This window comes from Paenibacillus sp. 79R4, assembly GCF_013393165.1.
In the GTDB taxonomy this organism is placed as follows: domain Bacteria; phylum Bacillota; class Bacilli; order Paenibacillales; family Paenibacillaceae; genus Fontibacillus.
Genome location: NZ_QJOT01000003.1, coordinates 317896 through 343143 on the forward strand (window position 1 = coordinate 317896; position 25248 = coordinate 343143).

Below are 25248 nucleotides of genomic sequence, written 5' to 3' on the forward strand. Positions count from 1 at the left end.
TCAGCCATACACCCCCGCGGCGGAAGCAGCGATTTCATCTTCCAGAGTTTGTTCTATCCGAGCTACGATCGTATCGATATCCGCACCATTGTTCACGGGGCCTGTCGTTACCTGGACAGTTGGAGTAAGGGAGACAAAATTCTGAATCGATTTCATCTCAGCCAGCTCCCGCATCATTTTCAGATCTTCGCTGCTGATATCTACCGAATTCTCAATTTGTCCTACCTTATCGACTCTTCCGACATTGGGGATGGAGTTGGTATTAGCCGTACCAGCAAAGCCTCCAGATGGGTTAGCCTCCCCCATTGGGTTCGTTAATCCATTTGACCCGTAAGGTTCAGGTGAGAATTGCATCCCTTTCTTGCCGAAATTGTCAAATTGGCTCTTGAACTTACTGGTAAGACCGGCTCCTATAGTATTGCCCTTCGCAAAATATTCAGCTGTCTGTTTATACTCCATGCGGTTAACTTTAAACAAATCCTTATTGCTTACTGGCTCCTCCATCTCATCCATCAGACCCTTAAATGAGTCACTTATCGCATGGATATTATCCGCATCGAATAAATTAGCAGTGCTAAATTTCGTACCGAAGATTTTATTTACACCCTCAACCAGTTTGTTGAAACCCTTTAATGCACCATTAATGCCCTCAATAATTACCTTCATGAAGCCACCAGCAAAATCCTCAGCTGACCGGAGCATGTTGTACATATATCCACCGAAGGTCATTGCTAAGTCATACATTAATTTTTTTACAGCAAAGATTGGATCAATGAACAAGTTTGCAAGAAACTCAACAAATGATGCAAAGAGATTGTAAAGTAAAGCTACTGTATTGTAAATGTAAGCATAGAGTGCGAAAAACACTCCTGTTACAAAGCCGACGATCTGTTCTGCTGAGACTCCAAAATATAACAGTGCACCAACCAACGCTCCTATCGCAAGAATGATAAGGGTAATTGGCCAATTAGCCACCATCCAGGCTATAGCTTGTGCAGCAATTGGCGCTACCATCGCCCAAAGTTGTGCGATAAGCTGACCGGCATCGCTACTAAAAAACTCGTTCATCTTGGTAATGACAGGATCAAGATAACTCAGAGCGCTATTTTTGAGGATGTTAAAGCTATCTCCGACTGTCATCGGCATCTGCGAAAATTTATCTTCAATGTCGCCGGATGCAGCAAACATCGAGTTCTTTAGCACGTCGGCAGTAATCGCACCACTTGCCGCCAAGTCCATAAGCTCTGATTTGCTCTTTCCCGTATAATTGGATAATGCATCGATAATTTGGGGAGCAGTATCCAATAATGTACTAAAGTCGCTCTTTCCCATCGTTCCTGATGCCATAATGGAAGTCATCTGATCCGTTACGGCTTGTTGATTTTCAGGCTGTACACCGCCAATCCGGAATGACTTTTGCATTAACTCATGAAATGCAATCAGCTCGTCATTGCTTTTAAATGCAGATAGGGCTGCTTGCCCCATTTTCCCGATGCTATTGGCAATGTCCATATAGCTGCCCCCGGATCGTTGAGCAGAAGCAAATACTTTATCCTGGAGTTGTTTCGTGGTTTGTAAATTATCGTTAATCGAATCCAGTTTGGAGAAAGTATCCATATAATCCTCGGTCAAGGATTTTGCCGATTTAAGCTTATCGATCACAGTCTCGGTATTAAATTTCTTAAGGAAATCAGAAATTTTACTTCCGGACTTCTCCACACTCTTATTAAGATTTTCCTGTGCTTCGGCGGTTTTCTCAATACTGGCCGTTATTCTTTCTTCCGCTTTAGCAGCTTCATTCTGAACATATACAATCGTTTGAAAATTATTGTGAGTCTGATTCAAGGTCTGATTAAAATTGTTAACGGTATGATTTAGCGTATTCGTTACTTTGGTGAGTTCAAGATTCAATGTATTCGTAATATCGGTTATTCCGAGGTTGAGTGTATTTGAAATATCCGCAAGGCCCACATTTAATGTATTATTAAAATTCTGTACCGGTTTAGAGCCTTTACCGAATAAGTTTAGTGCACCCATCAATGTCGCCATTTCCACGCCTCCTTTCAAAAATAGTAAAAAGCACTCCCAATAGCATTGTGCAGAGAGTGCTCTAAAAAACTTAACCGCAGGCGAGGTAATTCCTACAGTTACTTTTTATTTAATTTGGAATCCGCCTGAATCCGCACCTGGATCATCGCGATCAGCGCGGCCTTCTTGCGCGGCTCTAGCTCGACGAAGTCCCAAGGCATAATGCGAAGCTTGTGGAGGGCGTAGTAGGCATAGTTCGCCTCACCGTCGCCCTCTTTAATTAGTTTTTTACTTCTTCAGCGAGCTCGTTCACATCTCTGTCAAAGCCGTTAACTTCCTGTACCTTCTGTAGAAGCGTCGCATATTCTCCAGGCAGCAGCATTTTGCGCAGCAGTTGATCAGCGCCAAGTACGCCATAGGATTTCTGCAGCTCGGCATCCTTCAAGTCCGGGAACACAACGCTGGCTACAACGAGCTTGGCCAAATATTCATCAGAGTTCGTATCCAGCGTAACGATACCTCTCTCCTTGATCTTGCGCTGTGACGATTTGCGAATCGCTTCGTTCTCTTCCTCGGTCATACTGCGCAGCTTCCATGGAATCGGCTTGCCCGCTTCATCCTTGAAACGGGGGGAAATGATCACTTCCTCGGAAATTTCCGACACTACATTTTGGGCAAAAAATAAACTTAATTGACTCATGCTGCTCCTCCTTAAATTCCTTGAATCGTATTAAACGAATCAAGAATGTCGTAGTCCTCGAATGTGAATGGCAGTTCTTCATCCAGCATATCGTCGCTGGTCGCATCCAGCTTGGCCGCAATGATGCTGTCGAGATTGCAATTTTTCAAAATAACGGTCTGCTTGCCGGCCGAGCTGCCCGGTTGCTCATTTACAATCTGCAGATCAAACCAGAAGTCCTTGCCCGTACGGATATAATCGCGCATCAATTGGCGGAAGACGGAAGACACATAATAAATCGTTAATGTACCACTGCCCTTCCACCCCGCAGAACGCTGTGGGGTATTGGTCTTGCCGAGAACAGGTACGTCTACCTTATTCTTCTCGATGGTCGCTTCAATCGTCTTTGCATAAAACAGCTCTTCATTCCGCCCCTCGATAATGACGAACGCCTTCCCTTGCTTCCCGCTTACTGCATCCTGTTTATTAAAAAATGCCATGGTTTGTCCCTCCTTATTGAACTGAAATATTCATATAAATTTTCTCGGCACTATCTACCGGCTGAACCGCGAGCTGAATCCAGACCGCGTCGACATCCTGCCCCGGCAAAACCTCGATATCGCTCTGTGAATCGAAATTCTGGATTGCGCCGATTCCTTGCAATTGGCCCAGATAGGTGATCACTTCACCCTTCAGCAAATTGCGTCCGTCCGCATTGTTGTCGGTCTTGCCGATATAATTTTGGCTGAAAATAGACTGGATGTCCTTCGCCATAGTATCGAGTACACGCAGCACCCGGTTTTTGCTAAATTTTTTATCCTTATCGGCTGTAAAAGAAGTCAACGTATTAATGTCCTGCTCGATGACTACACGCCCATTAACAACGCTGAGCACCATTTCACCTTGATTCAGCGCTTGTACAATCTCCGAATTCGTATATTTTGGCGCTACATCAACCGCATTCGGAATTTCTGTATAAGTGAGCGACTCATTCACATTCGCCGCCGCTTCCATCGCTGCGATCTCCCATAGCAAATAGATAGGCTCTACTGTCAGGCCATCCCCTGTAACGATACCGTTCTTCAGACTAATGACGCCTTCGTAGTTAGCCGCAGGATAGTCATATACCACGGTTTGGAACTTCTTGCCTTCCTGTTCGCGCAGCCGTTTGGTATAGGCAACTGCCAGCTGCTTCACATCACTATCGTCTACAGGAAGGCCAAGGACGTTGAAGTCCTCTGCTTCAAAAGCCGCCAATGCGTCGGAATATTCCCCCGCGCCTCCACTGCCATTCGCTCCGCCTTCCAGGGCGGTTCCCGCAGTCTCTGTCAATGCGCCGCTTCCCGAGAATTCAACGAACTCATTCGCCAGCAGCTTCTCCGCCGTCTCGACGGTTTGCACATCTGCTTTCTCACCGTCCAACAGCGTCTTCACCTCAAAGAAACCTTCATAGTCCAGACTGGACTGAATAACGATCTGCAGATCATTGCCTCTTGTACCGCCGTATTTTGCCGTAGCTGTCAGCGCTCCAAGCTTGGCTGTTGCCTTCACAGCGCCCTCAGCACCTAGCCGGTAAATCAGGACTTTACTGGCATGAGCCATTGCCGCCGTAATGTGACGAATTCGCGCATCCGTTGGCTGGAAGCCCAGCGATGGCAAGCATTGCTCCAGGAAGGTCTCGCTATTCAGCACCGTAATCCCCCTCTTGCCCCAAGGAAGCGGTGCCGGGAATGCCGCGATTCCTCGCTCTCCAAGCGTGCCAAGTGCTTTTGCCTCCGATTTGAAATTAATGTAAACGCCAGGTCTTACCTTGTTCTGAACTGTAAATGTTCCACCCGCCATTTTATTTCACTCCTTTATATTTAAATTGATTTATTTCCACTTCAGCTTCTGCCTTTGTATACCGCTGTCCATCCTTCAGAACGACCGACAAAATATCCTTCTGCACTCCGGAATAGGCCTGCGAAGCCAGAAATTGCGCTTTGGAGAACGTTGTTCCCTTATGCGTCTCTTCCGGCTGGAACACGACCGTCTCCCGCTCCTCCATTTGCTTAACTGCCTTTTTTGCTGTCATTTTTCAGAGATTCCTCCTCTTTGAGCGTTTGCATTTTGGGCTCTGCCCCAGCCGGGAGCCAAACCAGGAACTGAAAGCTAAAGTCGAAAAACAGTACCTCATCCCGAACTTCATGCTTCATTTGTGTCCCCATATATCTGGCACCGTCAATATCGAGCTCGCGAAATAATTCATATAGATGCTCAGCCATATCATGCACCGACATATTCGGACCTTGAGTTGTCAGTCCACTTACAAACTGCACTTGAAAGGAACACGCCCGGTGATAACGACGATTCAGCTCCCGCTCCTGTAAAGCCTTCAGCATTTCCACATAAAAATAAGGCCCCTCGGCCTTCTGCTCAGACTGCTCACGCTGTACCGGGATTTCCGGAAAACGCTCGGCGAGTGATCGCATGACCCCATCTAGCAGCGTCCTGAAGCTCACCTCAATCATGCCTTTGCTCCCTTCTTCCCTTGATTCTCCACCACGCACCGCGGCAGGCTGCAAAATTGTTTTGTCCCTTCGAGCCGCCCCCATATACAGCTGATGCACAGCTTGGGCTGCTTCCATTCGATTTCCGTAAATGGCGCGGCAGGCGGATTCTTGTTGTTATTGCACGTTGGCATTGGCTTCCCTCCCAAAAAGAAAAGCCGCTGAATCAACTTCAGCGACTTTCCTGTTCTATCCGGCGATTAAGGACCTCTTTGGCCCGTTCGCCTGATTCTCACAATACAAATTTAACACGCCATTTAGGAAATGGACGGACATGCAGAGGACAACAAGCGGACATATGTTCGTATTTGATCATCTCTTATACCAAAAAAATAGGAATATCCCAGGCTATTCCATACGGTCTCTTTGAGATCACGTTTTTTACGGCTTGAATTTCTTACTTTCCTACTAAAATCCAAATTATCTGCAACCATTTCTACCTATTTTACGTTTAATATATTAACGGCTACTTTAATTTTAAAGATTCGGAGGTTCGCATGCTTAAAAAATGGACACTATCCTTACTAGCCTCTGTCATACTGGCTATTCCCGTATTATCCGCCTCCAGCTTTGCGAGTCCTGCCGCTGTGGAACTGGATAATGGGAAACTGCAGAACAATCGGGTACTTATTCCTCTTCGGGATGTTTCTCAGCACTTGGGCGCCCAAGTTGAATGGGATAAGCGTAGTCAGCTTATTACTATTGTCAAAGATGACACAACCATAAAGCTGGTTCTGGGTTCCAAAAAGGTTCAGGTCAATCAATCCGAGGTGACGCTGGATGTTCCAGCGCAGATTATGAATGGAGGAACTACCTATGTTCCCCTTCGTTTTGTCAGTCAGACATTAGGTGCGGACGTCGCGTGGGATCAACGGATCAGACAAGCTACAATTACATTAAATGATCTGCAAATCGTAGTGAATATGAATCCCGGGCAGCCACCGGCATCCATGAAGATAACGATGGAACGTTTACGGCAGCTATCCGATATGTTGAACGAAGCCAATGATATCTCCGCCATCCAGCAGGTCCGTTCTTACTTTGCACCCTACTTTACAGATCGGTTCATTAATTCAATCATTCGGGATAAGGGACTCAACAGTAAATACGAGTTCAAAGATCTTACTTCTCCAGCTTCTTATACAAGCCCTACAACAGGGAAATTCTCTCAATCTATTGATATTGGAAAGAATGCAAACGGGGATTTGGTGACGATGACCAGGCAGGCACAATTCGTCTATATTGAAGGGATATGGAAAGTAGATAGCATTAGTTTCAAGAAGAACGAAATTCCTATTACAGGGGCTTAACGCCCACCGAATTAATATAAGGACCTCACACCGCAGATTGCGGTAGATGAGGTCCTTTTGCTTGACACCTTTTAATTGCTGAACTAATAAAGGCTAAGAAACAAAGCCGGCTATTTCAACTTCACAGCAGGGGCCAACGTGATCTCAAAGGCACGACCCCATAGAAAATCAGGATTTTCATAAGGTAAATGAACACGGTTGTAACCGGCAAGCCTCCAGGAAGCCCCGCAGATTTGCTTCACATTATGCGCACGATCGGTGCTGCCGATCGAGAAGGCCGGCTTATCTCCCAGAGTCGATACCAGAATTTGCATTCGATCTCGCAGCAAGGTAAGCATATGCTCATAATCCTCCGCCGAGTTGAAGACAAGCATATTCTGATCCGCCATCGTTTGCGGAAAATTGCTGTATTTGCCATGGCTTCTGGAGTACGTCCGGATTTCACCAATCGCTACTGCTTTATAGTAGTAATCCTTCAGGAATCGCTTGAATAATAGAGATCCATGCGCGTTAATGGCTGCTTCGAGCGCTGCCTCCTTCTTCTCCGAGACCAGGAAGCGGTAGCGGGCCTGACCCATCCCTAAAGAGAGCCCGATTTTATTGCCGGCTGTATTCCAAGCGCTGTAACCGAGAAGTCGTCCGGTATATGGGTTTTCCAGCAATGCATCTGTTACCACAGCATTGGCTGCCCCCTGACCCACAAAATCAATCACAACCGTTGCCCTGTTCTCCGCCCCATTTGCCTCTATTCGCGTCATAGCACTGGATACCTGGGCAGCATCCGTTATAGCGATAATCTCAATATCCGGCGAACCGGTGACATATTGCCCTCCAACAATATCGATATGACGAAGAATATTCTCATGGACGCTCATATATTCATACGGGTTGATAATTGTGGAACCATGCGGGCCATAATATTGCAGCGCAAATTTGGTTCTGCTCTTTCGCCCTCTATTTAAATGGTTCGCCATACGCGCTACTAAGGAATGACCCAGACCATCGGCATCAGGCAAAATAATTGCCAAATTCGCATTTTGTCCACCGCAGCCTCCTAGCGAGCGATTAATAAAGTTCTCCACGAAACGGATCTCGTTGATCTGCACCCCTTCTGTCTTCGCATCATCGACTCCGATGGCCAGGAAGTCAATATAACCGCGGCGGGCCAAGCGATCCAGCACATAGTAATTCGTCTTGAACTTATGCTGACGGGTGTTATAATATTGCTCTTTATCAAACTCTGTAGTGTCGCCGTATTGGGTATCCGTATCTGAAGTGTTGTATCCGTTCAGAATATCGCTGAAGGCCGTATAAGATTGCCGAGGCTGGCCCATAAAATTACGCGATTCCACGTAGGCATCGTAGGTAAGGCTTTCTGTAAAAGTCGTCGTCGCCAGCCGCATAATCGTGTCCAGCACATACACAGGTTTATGAGGATAACGTTTTTTGATCTGGCAGATCACATCGAGCAGATGGGCCGTGGAAGAATCATAGTTTGGATAGTCCCCGCCCCCGTTCTCCCGCAGTCGTCTGCTGCCGATCAGCCCGCCGAAAGCGAGCATATCAATCGAAATAATGAAGCCCTCTACCTTTGCCGCATGATCAACGATAAATTGGCGAATGTTCGCCGTATTTCCGAACGTTGGCGAGCAGGTTCTAATCAACTGATCTCCTGAAGCTTCCGCATCCGCATCGATACGGTTCCGAATGTCTGCAGGATCGGGCGTAATAAGCTGTAATCCGGCAGCGTGCCCCAACGTGATCACGTCGTCCAGATTTACAGGACGATCATCGAGTGGTACATACAATACTTTTTTCATAAATAATCACCTCTACATTGGTTTAAATATATGTGGCATAAAATAAGAAAAGCCGCCGAAATGTTATTCAGCGACTTTGGTGGTGGGATCGGCGATGCAGAATTTCTTGTCATTCTCACCTTATGCCACAATACCAATTTAACATGTCAAAAAAGAAATGATCGGACATCCAAAGGACATAAAGCGGACATATGTTCGTTTTTTGAGAAAAGAAAAAAGCCGGCACGCTGCCGACTAATATACCAAGCTCTAAGTATTACTGCATTTCGCGTATTCCCTCACGCCCTCAGACTCCTCATCTTCGAAAACTTCCAGCTTCATGGCCACGGCAAGAATTCGCAGCGCACTTGCCTTGATACGTCTATAGGTTCTGTCGCTAATGCCCATCTCGCCGCAGCTGATGAAATCATATTCGCCCTCCCGGCTCAGATAGCTTCGTTCAATAACCTCTCGCTGTACCGCGGATAGACTGCACATCGCCTTGTCCAACAATTCGGATTTGCGGATCAATTCTGCTTCGCGATCCACATTTGATATAGCCAGATGTTCAGAAGGCTTGCTGACAAGATTCGTATTTCCGTGATATCTTGGCTCATAACTGGCCGTGATCCCTGCCTCGCGGCGGATAAAGCCAATCTGCCTGTAATGACGGATCTCTTCAAGCCGCTGCTCCACGGCCACTCTTGTTGCAGTCTGATTGATCGGCAGATTCTCAAATACAGTCAAGTAAATGTTAGTGTTGCGTCTTGCCATAACAATCCCTCCCCAGATTCACCAATAAAATATATGATCATAAGACAGTTGAATTATAAATACCATTTTGGTAACCTATAATATAGAATCTTTTAGTCTTCATTTCATTACTCCGAGTGATTTTGTCTCTCTACCCCCTAAACTCTATTCTTTACCGAAACGGTAACTGTAAATCGATTATATATTACCATTATGGTAATGTCAATCTCTGTAACTCCCAATTAAATACAAAATAATATCTTACCATTACGGTAACTATATGCTATAATAGTCTAAACGATGAAAGAGGAGTCATTATGCAAACCCTTGGTGATCGTATCAAGTACCTCAGAGAATTGAAGCAACTGACGCAAAAAGATTTAGCCGCTCAAGCGGAGCTTACGATCGTCCAATTGTCTCGATATGAGACGAATGACCGCAAGCCCGACCCGGAATCCTTGCGCCGCATCATCGATGCGCTGGATACAAGCGGGGATTACTTGCTGGGCAGAACTCAGGATCCTGCTCCTATGAAGGTAGCGGTGACGAACATGTCTTTTTATGGTGGTCCTGAAGCCTACACCGCTGACGAAATCGCGATGATGGAAGCCGCGCTTAAGGCTTATCGCGAGCAGAAGAAGAAATTGCTGCATAAAGACAGCGAAGACAAAGATAAAAACAATTCCGATCAATAGAGGATTCTCCGCCTATAACGACGAATCTAATAATAATCAAGTTTGGCTTTTGACCAGGCCCTTTCTGCGAAGGGCTATTATTTTCCAATATATTGCGAACATACATTCTTATTTGAGGTGGATTTATGTTATTCTCCTATTACCAGGAAACTCCTTTGGAACAATGGATCAGCACAGAATATATGAGCCACGGAATCATGGTTCCCGAGCAGCTGGATATCGATCATATTGCCGAAGCCTTTGGCGTTGAGCTAATCTATGAGGCCTGTCCGTCCTTCTCCGATAATGAAGATAAAGTTATATTTCTGAATAAACAGACGCAGGAAGTGAGCGCCCGGCTGATCTTCTTCCATGAACTCTGCCATGTTATGCGTCATGCCGGTGATCAGCGACGAATGCCTCTGCTCTTCAAGAATGCCCAGGAAACGGAGGCCGAGCAGTTCGTTCTCTACGCTGCGATGCCATTTTACATGATGGCCAGACAAAATATTCCCGATCAGCATTGTGAGGCGATTCCGTTCATTGCCGAGCAATTCCAGGTTACCCTGGAACTAGCGGAGCGTAGACTTGATCAAGTCCAGCGCAGAGTGCTTCAGGGCACATTGATCGCAGCAGCCCGTGAAGCGGATCGGAAGCAGGCCGCTGACTCCTGGTCTCCTGAGACTATGCGGATTCTTAACCAACTGGAACGGCAGATTTCCGGAGGCAGAGGAGGCAACTGATCTATGCGATTAGCCGTATATTGTGATTTCATCTCGGAAGGGATACATCCACTTCAGCTTATTATTCAGCCTGATCCGGGCGAATTGGACTGGGGCGAGGTTCTCTATCTCCCCTTATCCGGTCCTTTTGAACCGTTCGAAGCGGAACAATTCGGCGACCTGATCGGCGCTTCCGTCCTGCTTGAGGATCTTGTTATCAGTCACGAAGAACCGGAGCAAATAGGCATACGGCTTCCCCAGATAACCTCACGTTACCCGGAAGCCGACATCTCTCTGCTTATTTTGCAAATTGCCGATGTCGAAGAAGTGTTAGGCTACCGCTGGGAGCAGGCCAATTTATCGATTTGACTTGCTGCCTTGCATAGACATAAAATGAACACGTTAACATGTCCGCTTTTGATTACGAAGCAACACCGGGAGTTTATTCGGCACCGAATCTTGAACTCACCTGGGTCTAAGCGAAGGCTTACGAAGTTATGTTTCCTGCGGAAACATCTTAGGTGCTCACGTACAAACTACAAGCAAGATGCTTACGAGGCCGTTTTCTACGAAAACGTGCAGCCCCGCTCCTCATACCCTAGCTTCATCCAACCTTCTCGGTGCTGAAAAGCGGCCTTTTTGAACACACTACTATATAATAAATTAAGAGGTACATATGATTACGATAAAAGATATTGCCCGGGTTGCCGGTGTCTCCCACACAACTGTATCCAGGGCGCTGAATGGCAATCCGTTAATTAAGAAGGAAACTCGCGACAAAATTGAAAAAATCGCTGCCGAGCTTAACTATATTCCCAACTTCAGCGCCAAGAGCCTGGTCACAAGAAAATCCTACACGATCGGTCTGTTCTTCTCCTCCATCGACCATGGCACATCGGAGAGCTTCCTCGTTGACGTGATCAAGGGCATCAAGCATGTGCTTGATGAGAACTACAACCTGTCGGTTAGCGGTATCGATAGCATCCAGCATCTGGACAGCATCTCTCCCCAGCGCTTCGATGGCATTCTCGTCATTAGCCAGAGCGATGCGGACAATACCTTTATTTATCATGTCAAAAAGGCCAACATCCCGTTGGTGGTTCTCAATCGCCAGCTTGAGGATTCAAGCATCATGAATGTAGTGGCCAGCGACCGAATCGGTGTCAAGGAAGCGATGGAGTACGCGATCTCGCAAGGTCATCGCAGACTTGCCATGATTGAGGGCAGGCCTGACTTCAAGTCAGCCTCCGAGCGTAAGCAAGGCTTCATTGATAGCATGCTTGCGAAGCAAATTCCCGTCAAAAGCGAATATTTTACAGCTGGTGATTACACAGTGGAGAGCGGCTTCAGTGCGATGAACATCCTCTTGTCTTTACCGGAGCCTCCGTCCATGGTGCTCTGCTCCAACGATAATATGGCAATTGGCGCCATGAATGCCTGCTATGCCAGAGGTGTGGCGATTCCGGAGCAAATGTCGCTGATCGGTTTTGACGATATTGTCTTTGCCAAGTACACCAACCCTGCCCTAACGACAATTCATAGACCGATCGCGGATATTAGCAAATTAGGAACGCAGAAATTAATTGAACTGATGAACGCCCCTAAGGAGACGTCAACTGAACAGTTATTCGTCAAGACGCAATTGATAATCCGTCAGACGGTCGCAAGCCTCCAAGAAATATAAGCCTCATCAGAAAAGCCTGGGATGACAACTGAATCCGCTCATCACAGGCTTTTTTCTAAAGCGCCGTGCTTGTGCCGTCTTTATTTATGTTATTGACTAAAATACGAAGTGAACATAAAATGAACACGTGAACATTTATTTTCATAGAGCGTCTCTCAAAAGCATTATTTTAGCTTTTATAGCTGAAAAGTTTTAGATTTCAATTCGTCTGACAGGCTGTCAAACTGATATCTTTTTATACGCCAACTTGTTAACGTGTGCATTATTATAGTCATAGCTTAAAGGAGATTGAAATCTGATGGTAAAAACATTATCTCGTGCTAACTATCCGGACCTCCCCTCCTATCCGGAGCGGATGATCCAGTTCGGTGAAGGGAACTTCATGCGGGCGTTCGTCGAATGGCAATTGCAGCAAATGAACAAGCAAGGACTATTTAACGGCAGCGCAGTATTAATTAAACCTCGCAACCGGGGCCTCGGTCCGCGACTGGATAATCAGGATTACCTCTATACCGTGTTAATAAACGGAATTATGCAGCAGCAGCTGGTAAACGACCGAGAGATTATAACGAGCGTCAGCCGATTGATCAATCCTTACACACAATACGATGATTTTCTTCAATTAGCTGAAAATGATGAGCTGGAGTTCATCACCTCGAATACGACGGAAGCCGGGATCGCCTATGATCCTGAGGATCGGCTCGACAATGGCCCGCAAAAGAGCTTTCCTGGCAAACTGACCGCGCTTCTATATAGACGCTTTGAACTGGGCAAGAAGGGCTTCACTATCATTCCCTGTGAATTGATCGACCGCAATGGCGAGAAATTGAAAGAAATCGTGTGCCGCTACGGCCAAGAATGGAATTTGGGAGAAGCGTTCCTGAATTGGCTGGATGAGGATAACCTCTTTTGCTGTAGTCTGGTGGATCGGATCGTCCCTGGTTACCCGCATGACAAGGCTGCCGAGCTTGAACAGGAGCTTGGGTATGAAGACAAGTATATGGTCATGGCCGAACCTTTCCTGCTCTGGATCATTGAAGGTCCGGAATGGTTGAAGGAGAGGCTTCCTCTGGCCAAAGCCGGACTTAATGTCAGGGTCACCCAAGACATGACACCTTACCGTGAACGCAAGGTTCATCTCTTGAATGGTCCGCATACGGCCATGGTTCCGCTTGGTTTGCTAGCCGGACTCGAGACGGTTGAGGAGGTTATGACCGATCCGAGCTTCTCCCGATTTGTGAATTTGTTAATCGAGAACGAGCTGATCCCGATGCTTGACCTCACCAGTGAAGAATTGCGTTCTTACGCCTCTGCCGTGCAAGAGAGATTCAGGAATCCGTTCATCCGCCATGAATTAACATCGATTTTCTTGAATAGCTTCTCTAAGTTTAAGACTCGCCTGTTGCCTGTTATGCAGAAATACTACCAGGAAAAGGGACAATGGCCTGAGCTTATCATGCTCTCTTTTGCCGCCCTGCTACTGAGCTACCGAGGAGATCGCCTGTTGCGGCAGGACAGCCCTGAGGTGCTGGCGATTGTTGATGAAGCGTGGAGGGATCGGGACACCGTAGTCCAGTCCATTCTGAGCAGCAACAACTTATGGGGCGAGGATCTGACTCAGCTTCCAAGGCTGGAAGAGAGCCTGGAAGAGAGCCTGCGACAGCTCGAAGCAATGGGAAGCCGCGTTGCCCTAGAACATAGGATCGGAGTGAAGTAATATGCAGCCACTCATGAAGATGAATCCGCGGGATACAGTCGCCGTAGCTCTACGGCCGATTCAAGCCGGCGATGAATTAGTGCTTGAGGGACAGGTATTTCAAGCGAAGCAAGATATTCCCCAGGGCCATAAATTGGCTCTCATCGGATTTAATCCAGGGGATACGATCACCAAGTACGGTTATCCGATTGGCCGGGCTATGGATACCATTTCTACAGGGGAATGGGTGCATACGCATAACCTTCAGACCGGACTCTCCGGTGAAGAGACGTATGAGTATCAACCGGATCTTCATCCGGTTATCTACCCAAAGCGGAACTTGAGCTTCGAAGGCTACGTGCGCAAGAACGGCAAGGTCGGCATTCGCAATGATCTCTACATTGTACCCACTGTAGGCTGTGTTAACGGCATTGCCGAGCAAATGATAAGTGAATTCAAGCAGCTTCATCCGGACCTAGGCAGCTTCGATAATATTACAGTGCTCAAGCATCCTTACGGCTGCTCGCAGCTAGGGGACGATCATCGCATGACCCGCAGCATTCTGATGGATGCAGTCAAGCATCCTAACGCAGGTGGTGTACTCGTCTTCGGGCTTGGCTGTGAGAATAATATCGTCTCTGAATTTCGCAGCCTCTTAGGCGATTATGATGAAGCACGCGTCAAATTCCTTGTCGCTCAGGAAGTCGGAGATGAGGTCTCCGCAGGTCTGGCCCTATTAGAGAAATTATATGAAGCTGCCAAAGGCGATCATCGACAGCCTGTTCCGATCAGCGAGCTGAACGTTGGTCTCAAATGTGGCGGGTCGGATGGATTCTCAGGCATTACTGCCAATCCTTTGCTAGGCGCCTTCTCCGATTTTCTTATCTCCCAGGGAGGAACGACGGTGCTGACTGAGGTGCCTGAAATGTTCGGCGCCGAGAAGATGTTAATGGCACGGGCCGAGAACCGTGAAGTATTTGAGCAGATCGTCTCGCTTATCAACAATTTCAAGCAGTACTTCCTCTCCTACGGAGAGCCGGTATATGAGAATCCTTCACCAGGCAACAAAGCTGGAGGCATTAGTACTCTGGAGGACAAATCATTGGGCTGTACGCAAAAAGCCGGAACTTCTCCTGTAGTCGACGTGCTGCAATACGGCGAGAAACTGCGCAAGAAAGGCCTTAGCCTGCTGCAAGCACCAGGCAACGATCTCATCGCTTCCTCTGCCCTTGCCGCGGCGGATTGCCAGCTTGTATTGTTCACAACCGGACGTGGTACACCGTTCGGCAGCTTCGTGCCGACCGTGAAGATTGCCACGAATAATGAACTGTACGCCAAAAAAGGACATTGGATGGACTTCAATGCCGGTCCGCTATTGGAGACGCGGATGGAGGATGTGCTGGAGGACTTTATTCACTACATTATTGCCGTAGCCAGCGGCCAAAAAACACGCAACGAACAAAATGAAGTGCGGGAACTGGCCATTTTCAAAACAGGTGTAACCTTATAAAACCAAACTTATAGGATAAAAAGGAGCCGGTATGATGTTCTTAAATGACGATTTTCTATTAACCACCCCTATTGCGAAAACGCTGTTCCATAACCATGCCAGCAAGATGCCCATTATCGATTATCACTGCCATCTTGACCCGCAGGAAATTTATGAGAACAAACCATTTCTAAACCTGACTGAAGCCTGGTTGTCCGGAGATCACTATAAATGGAGATTAATGCGTGCTAATGGAGTGCCGGAGACTCATATTACAGGCGATGCTTCCGATTATGACAAATTCCTGGCTTGGGCCAGAACGGTGCCAAAGACGATCGGCAATCCGCTCTACACCTGGACACATCTTGAACTTCGCCGCTTCTTTGGGATCGATGAGTTGCTGAATGAAGAGTCCGCACCACGAATCTGGGAAGAAGTGAACCGCAAGCTGGCCACAGAATCCTTCAAGCGTCGCAATATCATTAAGAATGCTAATGTGAAAATGATATGCACGACGGATGACCCGGTGGATTCTCTGAGCTATCATCAACGTTTGGCCGAAGAGGAGCAGGATTTCAAGGTGTTGCCTACCTTCCGTCCCGATAAAGCGCTGAACATCGATGCCCCGGGCTTCCAGGAATGGATTGGCCGCCTGGAGAGCGCCAGCGGGCAGTCGATTTCCTCCTATGCTGAATTGATTCATGCACTCAAGAATCGGGTGGAATTCTTCCATGACAACGGCTGCCGCCTGTCCGATCATGCGCTTGACGTATTGCAATATAAGGCCGGAGATGCCGAAACCTTAGAAATGATCTTTCATAAAAGAATAGCCGGCGAGGAGCTCTCAGCGGATGAAATTACGATTTACCGTACAGAGCTGCTGGCTCAGTTAATTGCCTTCTATCGCGAGAAAAACTGGATCATGCAGTTTCATATGCATGCGTACCGCAACAATAATACTTCGATGTTGAAGTTATTGGGACCCGATACGGGATATGATGCCTTAAATGATCTGCCGATTACCGAAGCTCTGGCAAAGCTGCTGGACCGCGCTGAAAGTGAAGCGGGCTTGCCGAAGACCATTTTATATTCCCTCAATCCAAAGGATTACCCTGTGCTGTTGACACTGATGGGCTGCTTCCAGCGGGAAACTCCAGGCAAGCTGCAGCTCGGTTCCGGCTGGTGGTTCAACGATACCCGCGGCGGGATGCGCCAGCAATTGTCTTTGTTTGCAGAGCACAGCCTGCTCGCAAACTTTGTAGGCATGCTAACCGACTCGCGCAGCTTCCTGTCTTATACGCGCCACGAATATTTCCGCCGCGTATTGTGCGAGCTGATCGGCGAGTGGGCAGAGCGCGGCGAAGCGCCTGAAGACCCCGTATTGCTGGGACAGATGGTTGAAGATATCTCCTTCAATAATGCCGCCGGATATTTCGGCTTCTGAGAGGAAGCTAACAATTTATTTTTGATAAGAAGACCTCTGACGAGGCCACTCTAAGATGAGCTATTGCGACGCAAAGGAGCTTTTGTTGCAATATACAATTTCATCAGTTCACTGGCAACCTATAAATTCAATATCTAGCACGAAGCGATTCAAGAATCGATCTTGACATTGAATCTTGAATTCGTCCCGGCCCAAGCAAAGGCTTATAATGCAAATGGGAACCATCCACTGCGGTGCTGTCAAAACCAGGCCTTTTGAAACACTTTTTATAACGAATACCATCAAGCCCATGAGTTCATCCTTATTGAATTCGTGGGCTTTTTAATCAGGTGTGTACAAAAAATCTGCGGCTTTAAACTATTTCAAAAAATTCTTTACTAACATTTTGTTAGGTACTTGATTTAGTAAATACGGTGTGTTATATTCATATCGTGATATTAAGACACTTAAAAATAAGATTGTTCATTAGGGATTAAACGTTGTTGATCTGTGAAGAATAGGCAAGAATGCTTTTCACAGAAGCGGCTATAATTCCTGAAGCAAGTTATTATTTTCATCTATTTAATCTCAGAGGAGGATTTCTCAATGTCCAAGTTAAACATCGGTATTATCCTAGGAAGCACACGTGAAGGTCGCTTAAGCCCACAGGTTGGCGAATGGGTGAAGAAAATCGCTGACGAACGCGGAGACGCAAACTATGAAATCGTAGATATCGCTGACTTCAAGCTTCCATTGCTCGGTGAGGCTGACGCTACAGAACAAGCAACAGCTTGGAATAATAAGCTGAACAGCTTGGACGGATTCGTCTTCATCGTTCAAGAATATAATCACAGCATCTCGGCATCTCTGAAGAACGCACTCGACTATGCCCGTGAAGCATGGAACGACAAAGCCGCTGGTATCGTGAGCTACGGCTCCGTTGGCGGCGCTCGTGCTGCTGAACATCTGCGCGGCATCCTGGGCGAATTGTCCGTTGCTGACGTACGTGTTCACCCCGCTTTGTCCCTGTTCACAGATTTCGAGAACTTCTCCGTATTCAAGCCGGCTGATCTTCACCTGACCAACCTTAACGGCATGCTTGATCAAGTTCTTGCATGGAGCGGCGCTTTGAAAACATTGCGTTAATCTTTCTCCCCTAAAGCCGAAATCCCCCATTCTCTTCATTTAGAGAGTGAGGGATTTTTTATTGAGCTGACCTAATGATGGATCGAGAATTTCTCCTTATACATTTGCGGCAAATGATTAATTTTGTATTCAATCGTCTCCAGACTGCGCTGAGTATCTCGGATCTGTTGCTCTACATTATGCTTATGCTGAATCAGAATCTCCAGGCCCTTATCCACGACAGCATCATTATCCATGCAATACTGGATGAAGGTACGAATATCCTTGATCGGCATACCCGTATGTTTCAAGCAGCAAATCAAGTCAATCCATTCAATATCCTGATCATGAAATACACGTATACCGTTCTCGCGATCCACAAAAGGGAGCAGTCCCTCTTTATCATAATATCTGATCGTGTACACGGACAGGTTCGTCTTCTCGGCAACCTGCGAAATGGTATAAGTCATTGAAAATCTCTCCTCCATTAAGGCTCCAGATTTGGATCAAATGCCATAACAATGAACATCCTATACTCAGATAAATTTTCGATCCCATTTGTTATTTGACATAGAGTGAACTCTAGCACTTATCCTATTATTGTAGAGAATATGAAGGGAGAATGTAAAGCATGAAGTATATTAACATCGCTGGAACAGATTTGAAAGCGTCAAATATAGTTATGGGCAATATGCGCCTGAAGCAGCTCTCTGTGACCGAGGCGGAGAAGCTGATTCGTACTGCACTGGATCATGAGATTAATTTCTTCGATCACGCCGATATTTACGGACCTTCCTATGGGGAATGCGAATCCCATTTCGCCGAAGCGATCCGGATGAACCCGGAAATTCGCGAGCAAATGATTCTGCAGAGCAAATGCGGCATTCGCCCAGGTTACTTCGATTTCTCCAAGGAACATATTATCGAAGCAACAGACGGTATTCTGAAACGTCTGAAGACAGACTATCTGGACGTTTTATTGCTCCATCGTCCTGATACATTAATGGAACCGGAGGAAGTTGCTGAGGCATTCGATCAGCTGCATAGCAGCGGCAAGGTTCGCTATTTCGGGGTATCCAATCAGACTCCGAACCAAATCGAGCTGCTGCAGAAGTACATCCCGCATAAAATCATCGCTAACCAATTGCAGCTTAGCATTACGCATACGCCAATGATTGATTCAGCCATCGCCTTCAATATGGATGTCGATCAATCCGTGAACCGCGACAGCGGTATTCTCGAATATTGCCGTTTGAAGGATATTACGATCCAGGCCTGGTCCCCATTCCAAAAAGGCTTCTTCAACGGACCTTTCCTTGGCGACCTGGAGAATTATCCGGAACTCAACAAGATTATCGACCAGCTTGCCGAGAAATACGGAGTAACCAATACAACGATCGCCGTAGCCTGGATTACTCGTCATCCGGCCAACATGCAGGTTGTACTTGGAACAACCAATGAGCAAAGACTTATCGATTCCTGCAAAGGCTCGGACATTCCACTTACCAGAGAAGAATGGTACAGCATTTACAAGGCAGGCGGCAAGATTATCCCTTAACGTACAGTTCCCCAATACGTATATAAAAGGCGTCCCTGATGTCATTACAGACATCATTGGGACGCCTTTCCTTTTATTATTAAGCTTTATAAAGGGGTTTAGCTGTTCTTCCAGCGGTCATAGGCAACTTGATAAATTTCCTGGAAGCGGTCGGATCCCATTTTCTTAAGGGTTTGGACATATTTATCCCAACCGTCGATAGCTTCTTGTCCGGTAATGAATTTCGCTTCCATCTGCGCCACATAAGTGCTCAGGTCGGAACGAAGCGCTGTAACTTCAGCAGACTCAGCTTCTGTCAGGAACAAGGCTGGGAATGGAACTCGAGCGCCACGGTTGAGCAGCTTCGTCTGGGACTCATTTTCAACCCATTTCGCAAACTCGTCCTTAACAGGCTCATCAGGCACGATCATCGGAGAAGCGATACCGAAGTTAGGCGTGATTTTCGAACGGAAATCCTCTCTGTCTTCTCCGTTAGGTACAGGCAAATACTCAATCGTTTGTTTGGAATCATCTGTATATTTCCACAAGATTCCCTCCGGTCCTTTGTTCCACATCATTTGTCCTTCCGAACTGTACATGTAGTCAACCCAACGAATAGATGCCTCTGGACTAGGATTCGTCCTAGAGATTGCAAAGGTTCCCGTGGAAAAGCCTTTGTTCCGAGCAATCACCGCTTGATCCACCATATCGCTCTTCACAGGACTAAACATTGGATCTTCCGTGCTTGGTTGGCCGCCAAGCGACATGTAGGCATGCCAGTCAGAGAACAACAAAACCTGATTGTTTTTGATCTTGGCTTTCTTTTGATCATCGGTTTGCGAGAAGGACTCATGATCCAGCAAATCCTCGTCCCACAGTTTATTCAGGTAAGTGACATATCCCTTATAGGAGTCCTCAGCAGGTGTGTAGTGGACTATATCATTATCATCCACATAGAGCTCTTCCTCATAGGCTCCAAAGGCACCCAAAATCCATGTTCTGATATCTCTTAATTTGATTCCTGAAGAAGAAGACAGAGGAATGTTCTTAGAATCCTTCTCTTTAAACAGCTTTAATAGATCATACAACTCATCGGTTGTTGCGGGCAGATCGGTAACATGAAGCTCCTTCAAAATTTCACCGTTATACCACATCGGGTTTCTATACCAGGGTTGGTAAGGCTCGATACGCGGCAAAGAATAGATATGTCCGTCAGGAGCAGTAATGGACTTGCGAATATCCGGATTGTCTTCAAGCGCCTGCTTAATGTTAGGTGCATACTTATCGATTAAGTCTTCCAATGGAAGCAAGATGCCTTGGCTGCCATAGGTCTGTTCTTCAGCTTGGGTCAACTTCGCGGCAAAGAAAATATCCGGATAGTCGCCACTGGCAAATACGAGATTCTTCTTGGTGTCGAAGCTGTCTCTCGGCGCATTGCGGTATTCGATTTTAATACCTGTAAGCTTCTCCATCTCTTGCATGACAGGCATGTCCTTCCAGTTCTGAATCCCCATATCAGGAGCCATAATAGACAAAGTCAAGGGCTCATTAACGATCGGATATCCTTCCTTATTAACCTTAGATTCCGCATTGCCGCTGTTGCCGCTTGCAGAGCTCCCCTCCCCTTTGCCCCCACAGCCGCTCAGCAAAGATAACGCCATAACCGCTGCAAGTATGGACATGAAGATTTTTTTCTTTTTAATCACATGCATTGCCTCCCCTTAGAGTAAATTAACCAAATTAATAAGTGCAGGAATCGCGCTTCACCTGGAGCCTCTTCCCCGGCATTATTATGTTTGGTTTGCGCTTTGCAAGGGCTTTCCCTAAACTGTCGTTTTGGATGATTATTTGCTAGCGCTTACAGTGTAATTCTAAGCAAGGTCGTTATTAAGCGTAAATATGTCGATTTTGTATTGTCATATTTCACGGATAAATGCTCTGAATCGCATAACATAGAAGCAACAGACCGCTTATCAAGATGCCATTATAGTCTAATATATGTCTTTTGTTAAATCCGTTGGGGATGCAAATTTTACATATCGAGTCCTCCTCGTAATCGTCCACCAGAGAACCTGAGACTAGCCTAGATCTTTCTTTGAGAACTAAGTCACCTACCTCTGTTGATCAGTATGTCGTTTTTTACTTTAGAGATTTACATGCTATATAAACCGCTAATGAAATCGTTTCCTTTACAGCCGTCGCTTTTTCGTCCATAATAATGATCAGAACATTATAATGTTTAATATATGATGTTGATAACATTTAGGAGAGAGAACGCGACAATGGCCAAATTAGCACCGAAGATATCTATAGAATCCAAGTTTCTCAGATCCTGGAACGGCTTTAAGTCCAAGCTGCTGCTCAAGTATACGCTATCTTACATCCTGATTTTCCTGATACCTTTAACCCTCGTTACCCTATTAATTTATGAGAACGCAGTCAACGCCCTTCGCAAGGAGATTGAACAGACTAATTTTAATCAGCTGAATCAGGCCAAAATTACAATCGATGAACGAATGAGCGAACTTCAGCATATCGCGAGCAGAATCGCCTATGACCAGAAGCTTAGCTCCTACATGGTTCACGATCCGTATTACAGCATGGAAGCCATTGAGACACTGGGGAATTACAAGGCGAACAGCGGGATATTAGAGGATCTGTTTCTTTATTTTCATAACGATAACCAAATATATTCCTACCGCGGACTAACCGACATCGATATCGTCTTTGGCGACCTGTATCATTACGATAATTGGGACAGCAAGCAAATTTACCATGATCTGAACGAAATCAATCAGCCCACCGTACGCCCGGCGGAATATGTTACGGTGAATTTACGTAAGGATTCAACTCTGACGATGCTTTTTCCGATCAAGCCAACGGACCTGTATCCCAACGCAACCGTCGTATATATGGTTAACGAGGCCATGTTTACAGGTGTAATGGATACGATTCTGAACAGCTTTTCGGGCAATGGGTATATCTTCACTCAGGATGGTCAGCTGCTGACATCCGTCAACAAGGAAACCGAAATCTCCCCGGATACGGTTCAAATGCTGTCCACCCTGGAGCCTGGGATACACAATATGAAGCTAAATGGAATACAGCACTCTGTTGTATCCACCAAATCCAAAGAGAACAACTGGACCTATGTTACCACCATACCTAGCTATCAGTTTTTTAGTAAAGTGGTGCATATCCAGACATTAATACTTATCGTATTTCTAGTTACAGTAATATCAGGCGTTGCTGCTGCAGTATTTCTGGCTAAGCGGCAGTATCATCCGATCAAAGATATCATCGAGTTTACCAAACAGAAGTACCATTCAAATCATTCCACCCGTACTCGCAACGAATGGGAATGGATCAAGCAGACCATTCATGAATACAGCGCAAGAATTGATACCCAGGTTCCTTTTGTGAGAAATCAGTGTCTCCTGTTGCTGTTCAAGCATGGTAAGCCGAATGATCCAGATATCGAGAGCATGATCATCCGCTCGGGTCTGGAATACCCTGGGGAGCAAGGAATCTATTTATCTATGATATTGGCCTGGGATGACTGTACAGTAGCCGATGAAGCTTTATCGATTCAGCACTACATGCAGGAAACGCTTAGCGAACTGGAACTTCCGAACCTTCAGGCTCGTATTTTCGGTATCGAGTTTAATACCAAAGATCAGTTTGCCTTGCTGGTCTCAATGCCGGCTGATCACAGTGAATCGGTGCAGAAAAGAATCGAGGCGGTCATTGAAGCGATTAAGATCCTCGTTACCGAGAAAGCCCAGGTCATGCCCTATTTCGGCGTGGGTCTGCCGTATCCCGATCTCGCTAGTATGAATCAATCCTTTATCGAAGCCGCTACTGCAATAGATAACCGTATCATAGGAGAAAACGGACGCGTTACCTATTTCGAGCAGCTTCAGGATATTGTGGTTACCGAAGCAGAGGCATTCTGGATTCCCAAGAAATCATTCCTCAAGCTTGAACAGAGCTTGAAGCAGGGGAATGAGTCCGTCGCCAATCAGGTGATCGGCGATATCCTTCGACAGATCAAAGAGGAAGCCTTGTCTCCCGTCCTGCTGCGCTGTATCTGCTCTGATCTCTTGAACTCCCTGCTGCGGACATCCCATGAGCTCGGTGTTACCGAAGTGTTCAAGAATCTCAACCATTATACCGTCTATGACACGCTGGAAGAACTTGAAGCCGGATTAACCGATTTAACCAGACGTATATGTGACCAGGTTGAACGAAATACGGAGATGGATCAGCCATCGCTGATCGAGGATATTGTCTCTTATGTGGACCAGAGGTACGCTGACTATACGCTCAGTCTGGAGCATGTCGCACTGAAATACTCGGTATCCATCTCTTATTTAAGCCGTACGTTTAAAGACAAAACCGGGATTAATTTCACGCAATATATTTGGCAAAGAAGAATGGAAGAAGTGAAACGACTGCTTATAACTACGAATGCACCCTTAAAAGAGATTATCGAGCAGGTTGGGTATCTGGACGCCGCAAACTTTATTCGAAAGTTCAAAAAAGAAACCGGAGTCACGCCGGGACAATTCCGCAAGCAACACGAAGATCAAGGAAAAACGAGCAGGAGCCTGCCCATTAGCTGAGCAGCCGACCTCTCCTACCTCCGTACATACCGTTCGGTATACGGCGGTTCAATCGATTAGGTACAAATTTGTATAAACAATAAGCCTTCCCGGTTCGGGAAGGCTTATTCGTTAACATGAACTGGACTCGTTCAGAATGTGATCGACCAATTCAGCCAATGGAACGGTGGCTAAGGCTATTGCCGTATCCGTAACGCCATAATAAATATATAGCAGATCATCTTTGACCACATTTCCTGTAGGGAATATTACATTCGGGATCTGGTAGCCGAATTTTTCATAGTAAGTCTCAGGCTCCATAATGAAGTTTCTCGTTCTGGCAATAACCTTTTCCGGATTCTCTAAATCGAGCAGCATCGCTCCAACCCGATACACTATTTCATCATCTACCCCATGGTACAGCACCAGCCAACCTTTATCTGTCTTTATTGGCGGAGTAGAACCCCCAATCTTTCTGGATTCCCATGCCGGATTTTCTGCCTTGGCAAGAAGCCTGGGCTCCTCCCAATGGATCAAATCCTCGGAATAAGTAATCCATATTGCAGCTTTGTCCGTACCGTATTCCTCGCCGATGTATTCCTCCGGTCGACGAAGCAATACATACTTGCCATTGATCTTCTCCGGGAACAGAATATTGTCACGGTCATTGATCTCAAGCGGAGTGGTGTTCGCTACAAATTCCCAATCGATCAGATTCCTGGACTTCACAATAGAAGAACGGGTTAGCCAGTGGCCCTCCTTCTCGCCCCAGCCGTCCGGATACTCAGGAATCGATCTCTCCGGAACACCACGGTTTGTTGGGTAATAGTTCATGGCGCAAGGACGCAAAGCGTAATTCATGTAGAATGTATCCTCCATTTTGACAATGCGTGGGTCCTGTACGCTTCCATAAGGGAAACCAAGCTCATCCGGTGTCAGGATGGGCTCGTCCTTGACATGGGTGAAGTTTACGCCATCCTCACTCTCCAGTAAGCCAAGGTAGTTTTTACAAGGAGTCAATGAACCTGCTGTTCGCTCTATCATATAAAACTTGCCATTATCGATAATTACGGCAGGATTGAATACCGTAACTTTCCGCCATTCATCCCCCCCCGGAACAACGATCGGGTTGTTAGGGTGCCTCGTAATTTTCATTGAAGTATTTTCCCTCCTAAT

General features: G+C 46.4%; 23 protein-coding genes. 11 read left to right on the top strand and 12 right to left on the bottom strand.

All coding sequences use genetic code 11. The features are described 5' to 3' along the window. From DMN77_RS05450 to DMN77_RS05480, 7 genes are all read right to left on the bottom strand, one after another. Nucleotides 1–2049, bottom strand: a complete 2049-nt coding sequence (locus DMN77_RS05450) for a tape measure protein (RefSeq protein ID WP_179013880.1) — start codon at nt 2047–2049, stop codon at nt 1–3. A gap of 259 nt (nt 2050–2308) precedes the next feature. Beyond that, nucleotides 2309–2728 carry a phage tail assembly chaperone gene (locus tag DMN77_RS05455; protein WP_179013882.1) on the bottom strand — a complete coding sequence of 140 codons (420 nt, stop codon included), beginning with the start codon at nt 2726–2728 and terminating at the stop codon, nt 2309–2311. An 11-nt stretch (nt 2729–2739) separates the two neighbouring features. Then, entirely contained in the window at nt 2740–3207 is a 468-nt protein-coding gene (locus tag DMN77_RS05460; RefSeq protein ID WP_179013883.1) for a phage tail tube protein, read from the bottom strand. Nucleotides 3208–3220: 13 nt separating this feature from the next. Continuing rightward, nucleotides 3221–4549 carry a phage tail sheath family protein gene (locus tag DMN77_RS05465; protein ID WP_179013885.1) on the bottom strand — a complete coding sequence of 443 codons (1329 nt, stop codon included), beginning with the start codon at nt 4547–4549 and terminating at the stop codon, nt 3221–3223. A gap of 1 nt (nt 4550) precedes the next feature. Then, a complete protein-coding gene (locus tag DMN77_RS05470; RefSeq protein ID WP_068782263.1) occupies nt 4551–4781 on the bottom strand; it encodes a hypothetical protein in 231 nt (76 codons plus the stop codon). Continuing rightward, nucleotides 4759–5217, bottom strand: a complete 459-nt coding sequence (locus DMN77_RS05475; RefSeq protein WP_179013886.1) for a phage tail terminator family protein — start codon at nt 5215–5217, stop codon at nt 4759–4761. Before DMN77_RS05475 ends, DMN77_RS05470 begins: the two co-directional genes overlap by 23 nt. Then, nucleotides 5214–5390 (bottom strand): hypothetical protein, encoded by a 177-nt coding sequence (locus DMN77_RS05480; protein WP_179013888.1) that lies wholly within the window; start codon nt 5388–5390, stop codon nt 5214–5216. The genes DMN77_RS05475 and DMN77_RS05480 overlap by 4 nt, the downstream gene beginning before the upstream one ends. 363 nt (nt 5391–5753) lie before the next feature. On the opposite strand from DMN77_RS05480, the gene DMN77_RS05485 reads away from it, so the two are divergent. Further along, entirely contained in the window at nt 5754–6566 is an 813-nt protein-coding gene (locus tag DMN77_RS05485; RefSeq protein ID WP_068782265.1) for a copper amine oxidase N-terminal domain-containing protein, read from the top strand. Nucleotides 6567–6676: 110 nt separating this feature from the next. Here the strand turns inward: DMN77_RS05485 and DMN77_RS05490 are convergent, their stop codons facing one another. Next, a complete protein-coding gene (locus DMN77_RS05490) occupies nt 6677–8386 on the bottom strand; it encodes a DUF4127 family protein (RefSeq protein WP_179013889.1) in 1710 nt (569 codons plus the stop codon). A gap of 249 nt (nt 8387–8635) precedes the next feature. Next, a complete protein-coding gene (locus DMN77_RS05495; RefSeq protein WP_068782267.1) occupies nt 8636–9139 on the bottom strand; it encodes an ArpU family phage packaging/lysis transcriptional regulator in 504 nt (167 codons plus the stop codon). Nucleotides 9140–9435: 296 nt separating this feature from the next. On the opposite strand from DMN77_RS05495, the gene DMN77_RS05500 reads away from it, so the two are divergent. The 8 genes from DMN77_RS05500 (at nt 9436) to DMN77_RS05535 (ending at nt 17952) form a co-directional block, all read left to right on the top strand. Next, the gene (locus DMN77_RS05500) at nt 9436–9813 is read left to right on the top strand and encodes a helix-turn-helix domain-containing protein (protein WP_179013891.1); all 378 of its coding nucleotides are present in this window, start codon (nt 9436–9438) and stop codon (nt 9811–9813) included. A gap of 125 nt (nt 9814–9938) precedes the next feature. After that, a complete protein-coding gene (locus DMN77_RS05505) occupies nt 9939–10535 on the top strand; it encodes an ImmA/IrrE family metallo-endopeptidase (protein WP_068782269.1) in 597 nt (198 codons plus the stop codon). A 3-nt stretch (nt 10536–10538) separates the two neighbouring features. After that, entirely contained in the window at nt 10539–10883 is a 345-nt protein-coding gene (locus DMN77_RS05510) for a hypothetical protein (RefSeq protein ID WP_179013892.1), read from the top strand. A gap of 307 nt (nt 10884–11190) precedes the next feature. Then, the gene (locus DMN77_RS05515; RefSeq protein WP_179013894.1) at nt 11191–12198 is read left to right on the top strand and encodes a LacI family DNA-binding transcriptional regulator; all 1008 of its coding nucleotides are present in this window, start codon (nt 11191–11193) and stop codon (nt 12196–12198) included. Between the two features lie 298 nt (nt 12199–12496). Continuing rightward, on the top strand, nt 12497–13915 hold the full coding sequence (locus DMN77_RS05520) for a tagaturonate reductase (protein WP_179013895.1): 1419 nt from the start codon (nt 12497–12499) through the stop codon (nt 13913–13915). 1 nt (nt 13916) lies between these two features. Further along, the gene (locus DMN77_RS05525) at nt 13917–15404 is read left to right on the top strand and encodes a UxaA family hydrolase (RefSeq protein ID WP_179013897.1); all 1488 of its coding nucleotides are present in this window, start codon (nt 13917–13919) and stop codon (nt 15402–15404) included. Nucleotides 15405–15438: 34 nt separating this feature from the next. Continuing rightward, entirely contained in the window at nt 15439–16827 is a 1389-nt protein-coding gene (gene uxaC, locus DMN77_RS05530) for a glucuronate isomerase (RefSeq protein ID WP_179013985.1), read from the top strand. 585 nt (nt 16828–17412) lie between these two features. Further along, nucleotides 17413–17952 (top strand): NADPH-dependent FMN reductase, encoded by a 540-nt coding sequence (locus DMN77_RS05535; RefSeq protein WP_068782276.1) that lies wholly within the window; start codon nt 17413–17415, stop codon nt 17950–17952. Between the two features lie 71 nt (nt 17953–18023). On the opposite strand, the gene DMN77_RS05540 is transcribed toward DMN77_RS05535, so the two are convergent. Next, nucleotides 18024–18401: a MerR family transcriptional regulator gene (locus tag DMN77_RS05540; protein ID WP_179013898.1), complete on the bottom strand. Its 378-nt coding sequence runs from the start codon at nt 18399–18401 to the stop codon at nt 18024–18026. Nucleotides 18402–18562: 161 nt separating this feature from the next. Between DMN77_RS05540 and DMN77_RS05545 the strand changes: the two genes are divergently transcribed. Then, on the top strand, nt 18563–19489 hold the full coding sequence (locus DMN77_RS05545; protein ID WP_068782278.1) for an aldo/keto reductase: 927 nt from the start codon (nt 18563–18565) through the stop codon (nt 19487–19489). A 98-nt stretch (nt 19490–19587) separates the two neighbouring features. Here DMN77_RS05545 and DMN77_RS05550 read toward each other — a convergent pair whose 3' ends face one another. After that, a complete protein-coding gene (locus DMN77_RS05550; RefSeq protein WP_256872253.1) occupies nt 19588–21180 on the bottom strand; it encodes an extracellular solute-binding protein in 1593 nt (530 codons plus the stop codon). A gap of 570 nt (nt 21181–21750) precedes the next feature. On the opposite strand from DMN77_RS05550, the gene DMN77_RS05555 reads away from it, so the two are divergent. Beyond that, nucleotides 21751–24093 (top strand): helix-turn-helix domain-containing protein, encoded by a 2343-nt coding sequence (locus DMN77_RS05555; RefSeq protein ID WP_068782280.1) that lies wholly within the window; start codon nt 21751–21753, stop codon nt 24091–24093. Nucleotides 24094–24204: 111 nt separating this feature from the next. Here the strand turns inward: DMN77_RS05555 and DMN77_RS05560 are convergent, their stop codons facing one another. After that, nucleotides 24205–25227: a glycoside hydrolase family 130 protein gene (locus DMN77_RS05560; RefSeq protein ID WP_179013900.1), complete on the bottom strand. Its 1023-nt coding sequence runs from the start codon at nt 25225–25227 to the stop codon at nt 24205–24207. Between the last annotated feature and the right edge of the window lie 21 nt (nt 25228–25248).

What these genes read in the sequence shown, in the direction of transcription:
- DMN77_RS05535 (WP_068782276.1), top strand. Translation starts at nt 17,413, where the DNA reads ATGTCCAAGTTAAACATCGGTATTATCCTAGGAAGCACACGTGAAGGT.
- DMN77_RS05465 (WP_179013885.1), bottom strand. Translation starts at nt 4,549, where the DNA reads ATGGCGGGTGGAACATTTACAGTTCAGAACAAGGTAAGACCTGGCGTT.
- DMN77_RS05515 (WP_179013894.1), top strand. Translation starts at nt 11,191, where the DNA reads ATGATTACGATAAAAGATATTGCCCGGGTTGCCGGTGTCTCCCACACA.
- DMN77_RS05505 (WP_068782269.1), top strand. Translation starts at nt 9,939, where the DNA reads ATGTTATTCTCCTATTACCAGGAAACTCCTTTGGAACAATGGATCAGC.
- DMN77_RS05475 (WP_179013886.1), bottom strand. Translation starts at nt 5,217, where the DNA reads ATGATTGAGGTGAGCTTCAGGACGCTGCTAGATGGGGTCATGCGATCA.
- DMN77_RS05550 (WP_256872253.1), bottom strand. Translation starts at nt 21,180, where the DNA reads ATGCATGTGATTAAAAAGAAAAAAATCTTCATGTCCATACTTGCAGCG.
- DMN77_RS05480 (WP_179013888.1), bottom strand. Translation starts at nt 5,390, where the DNA reads ATGCCAACGTGCAATAACAACAAGAATCCGCCTGCCGCGCCATTTACG.
- DMN77_RS05455 (WP_179013882.1), bottom strand. Translation starts at nt 2,728, where the DNA reads ATGAGTCAATTAAGTTTATTTTTTGCCCAAAATGTAGTGTCGGAAATT.
- DMN77_RS05495 (WP_068782267.1), bottom strand. Translation starts at nt 9,139, where the DNA reads ATGGCAAGACGCAACACTAACATTTACTTGACTGTATTTGAGAATCTG.
- DMN77_RS05525 (WP_179013897.1), top strand. Translation starts at nt 13,917, where the DNA reads ATGCAGCCACTCATGAAGATGAATCCGCGGGATACAGTCGCCGTAGCT.
- DMN77_RS05545 (WP_068782278.1), top strand. Translation starts at nt 18,563, where the DNA reads ATGAAGTATATTAACATCGCTGGAACAGATTTGAAAGCGTCAAATATA.
- DMN77_RS05450 (WP_179013880.1), bottom strand. Translation starts at nt 2,049, where the DNA reads ATGGCGACATTGATGGGTGCACTAAACTTATTCGGTAAAGGCTCTAAA.
- uxaC (WP_179013985.1), top strand. Translation starts at nt 15,439, where the DNA reads ATGTTCTTAAATGACGATTTTCTATTAACCACCCCTATTGCGAAAACG.
- DMN77_RS05560 (WP_179013900.1), bottom strand. Translation starts at nt 25,227, where the DNA reads ATGAAAATTACGAGGCACCCTAACAACCCGATCGTTGTTCCGGGGGGG.
- DMN77_RS05520 (WP_179013895.1), top strand. Translation starts at nt 12,497, where the DNA reads ATGGTAAAAACATTATCTCGTGCTAACTATCCGGACCTCCCCTCCTAT.
- DMN77_RS05460 (WP_179013883.1), bottom strand. Translation starts at nt 3,207, where the DNA reads ATGGCATTTTTTAATAAACAGGATGCAGTAAGCGGGAAGCAAGGGAAG.
- DMN77_RS05500 (WP_179013891.1), top strand. Translation starts at nt 9,436, where the DNA reads ATGCAAACCCTTGGTGATCGTATCAAGTACCTCAGAGAATTGAAGCAA.
- DMN77_RS05555 (WP_068782280.1), top strand. Translation starts at nt 21,751, where the DNA reads ATGGCCAAATTAGCACCGAAGATATCTATAGAATCCAAGTTTCTCAGA.
- DMN77_RS05510 (WP_179013892.1), top strand. Translation starts at nt 10,539, where the DNA reads ATGCGATTAGCCGTATATTGTGATTTCATCTCGGAAGGGATACATCCA.
- DMN77_RS05490 (WP_179013889.1), bottom strand. Translation starts at nt 8,386, where the DNA reads ATGAAAAAAGTATTGTATGTACCACTCGATGATCGTCCTGTAAATCTG.
- DMN77_RS05485 (WP_068782265.1), top strand. Translation starts at nt 5,754, where the DNA reads ATGCTTAAAAAATGGACACTATCCTTACTAGCCTCTGTCATACTGGCT.
- DMN77_RS05540 (WP_179013898.1), bottom strand. Translation starts at nt 18,401, where the DNA reads ATGACTTATACCATTTCGCAGGTTGCCGAGAAGACGAACCTGTCCGTG.
- DMN77_RS05470 (WP_068782263.1), bottom strand. Translation starts at nt 4,781, where the DNA reads ATGACAGCAAAAAAGGCAGTTAAGCAAATGGAGGAGCGGGAGACGGTC.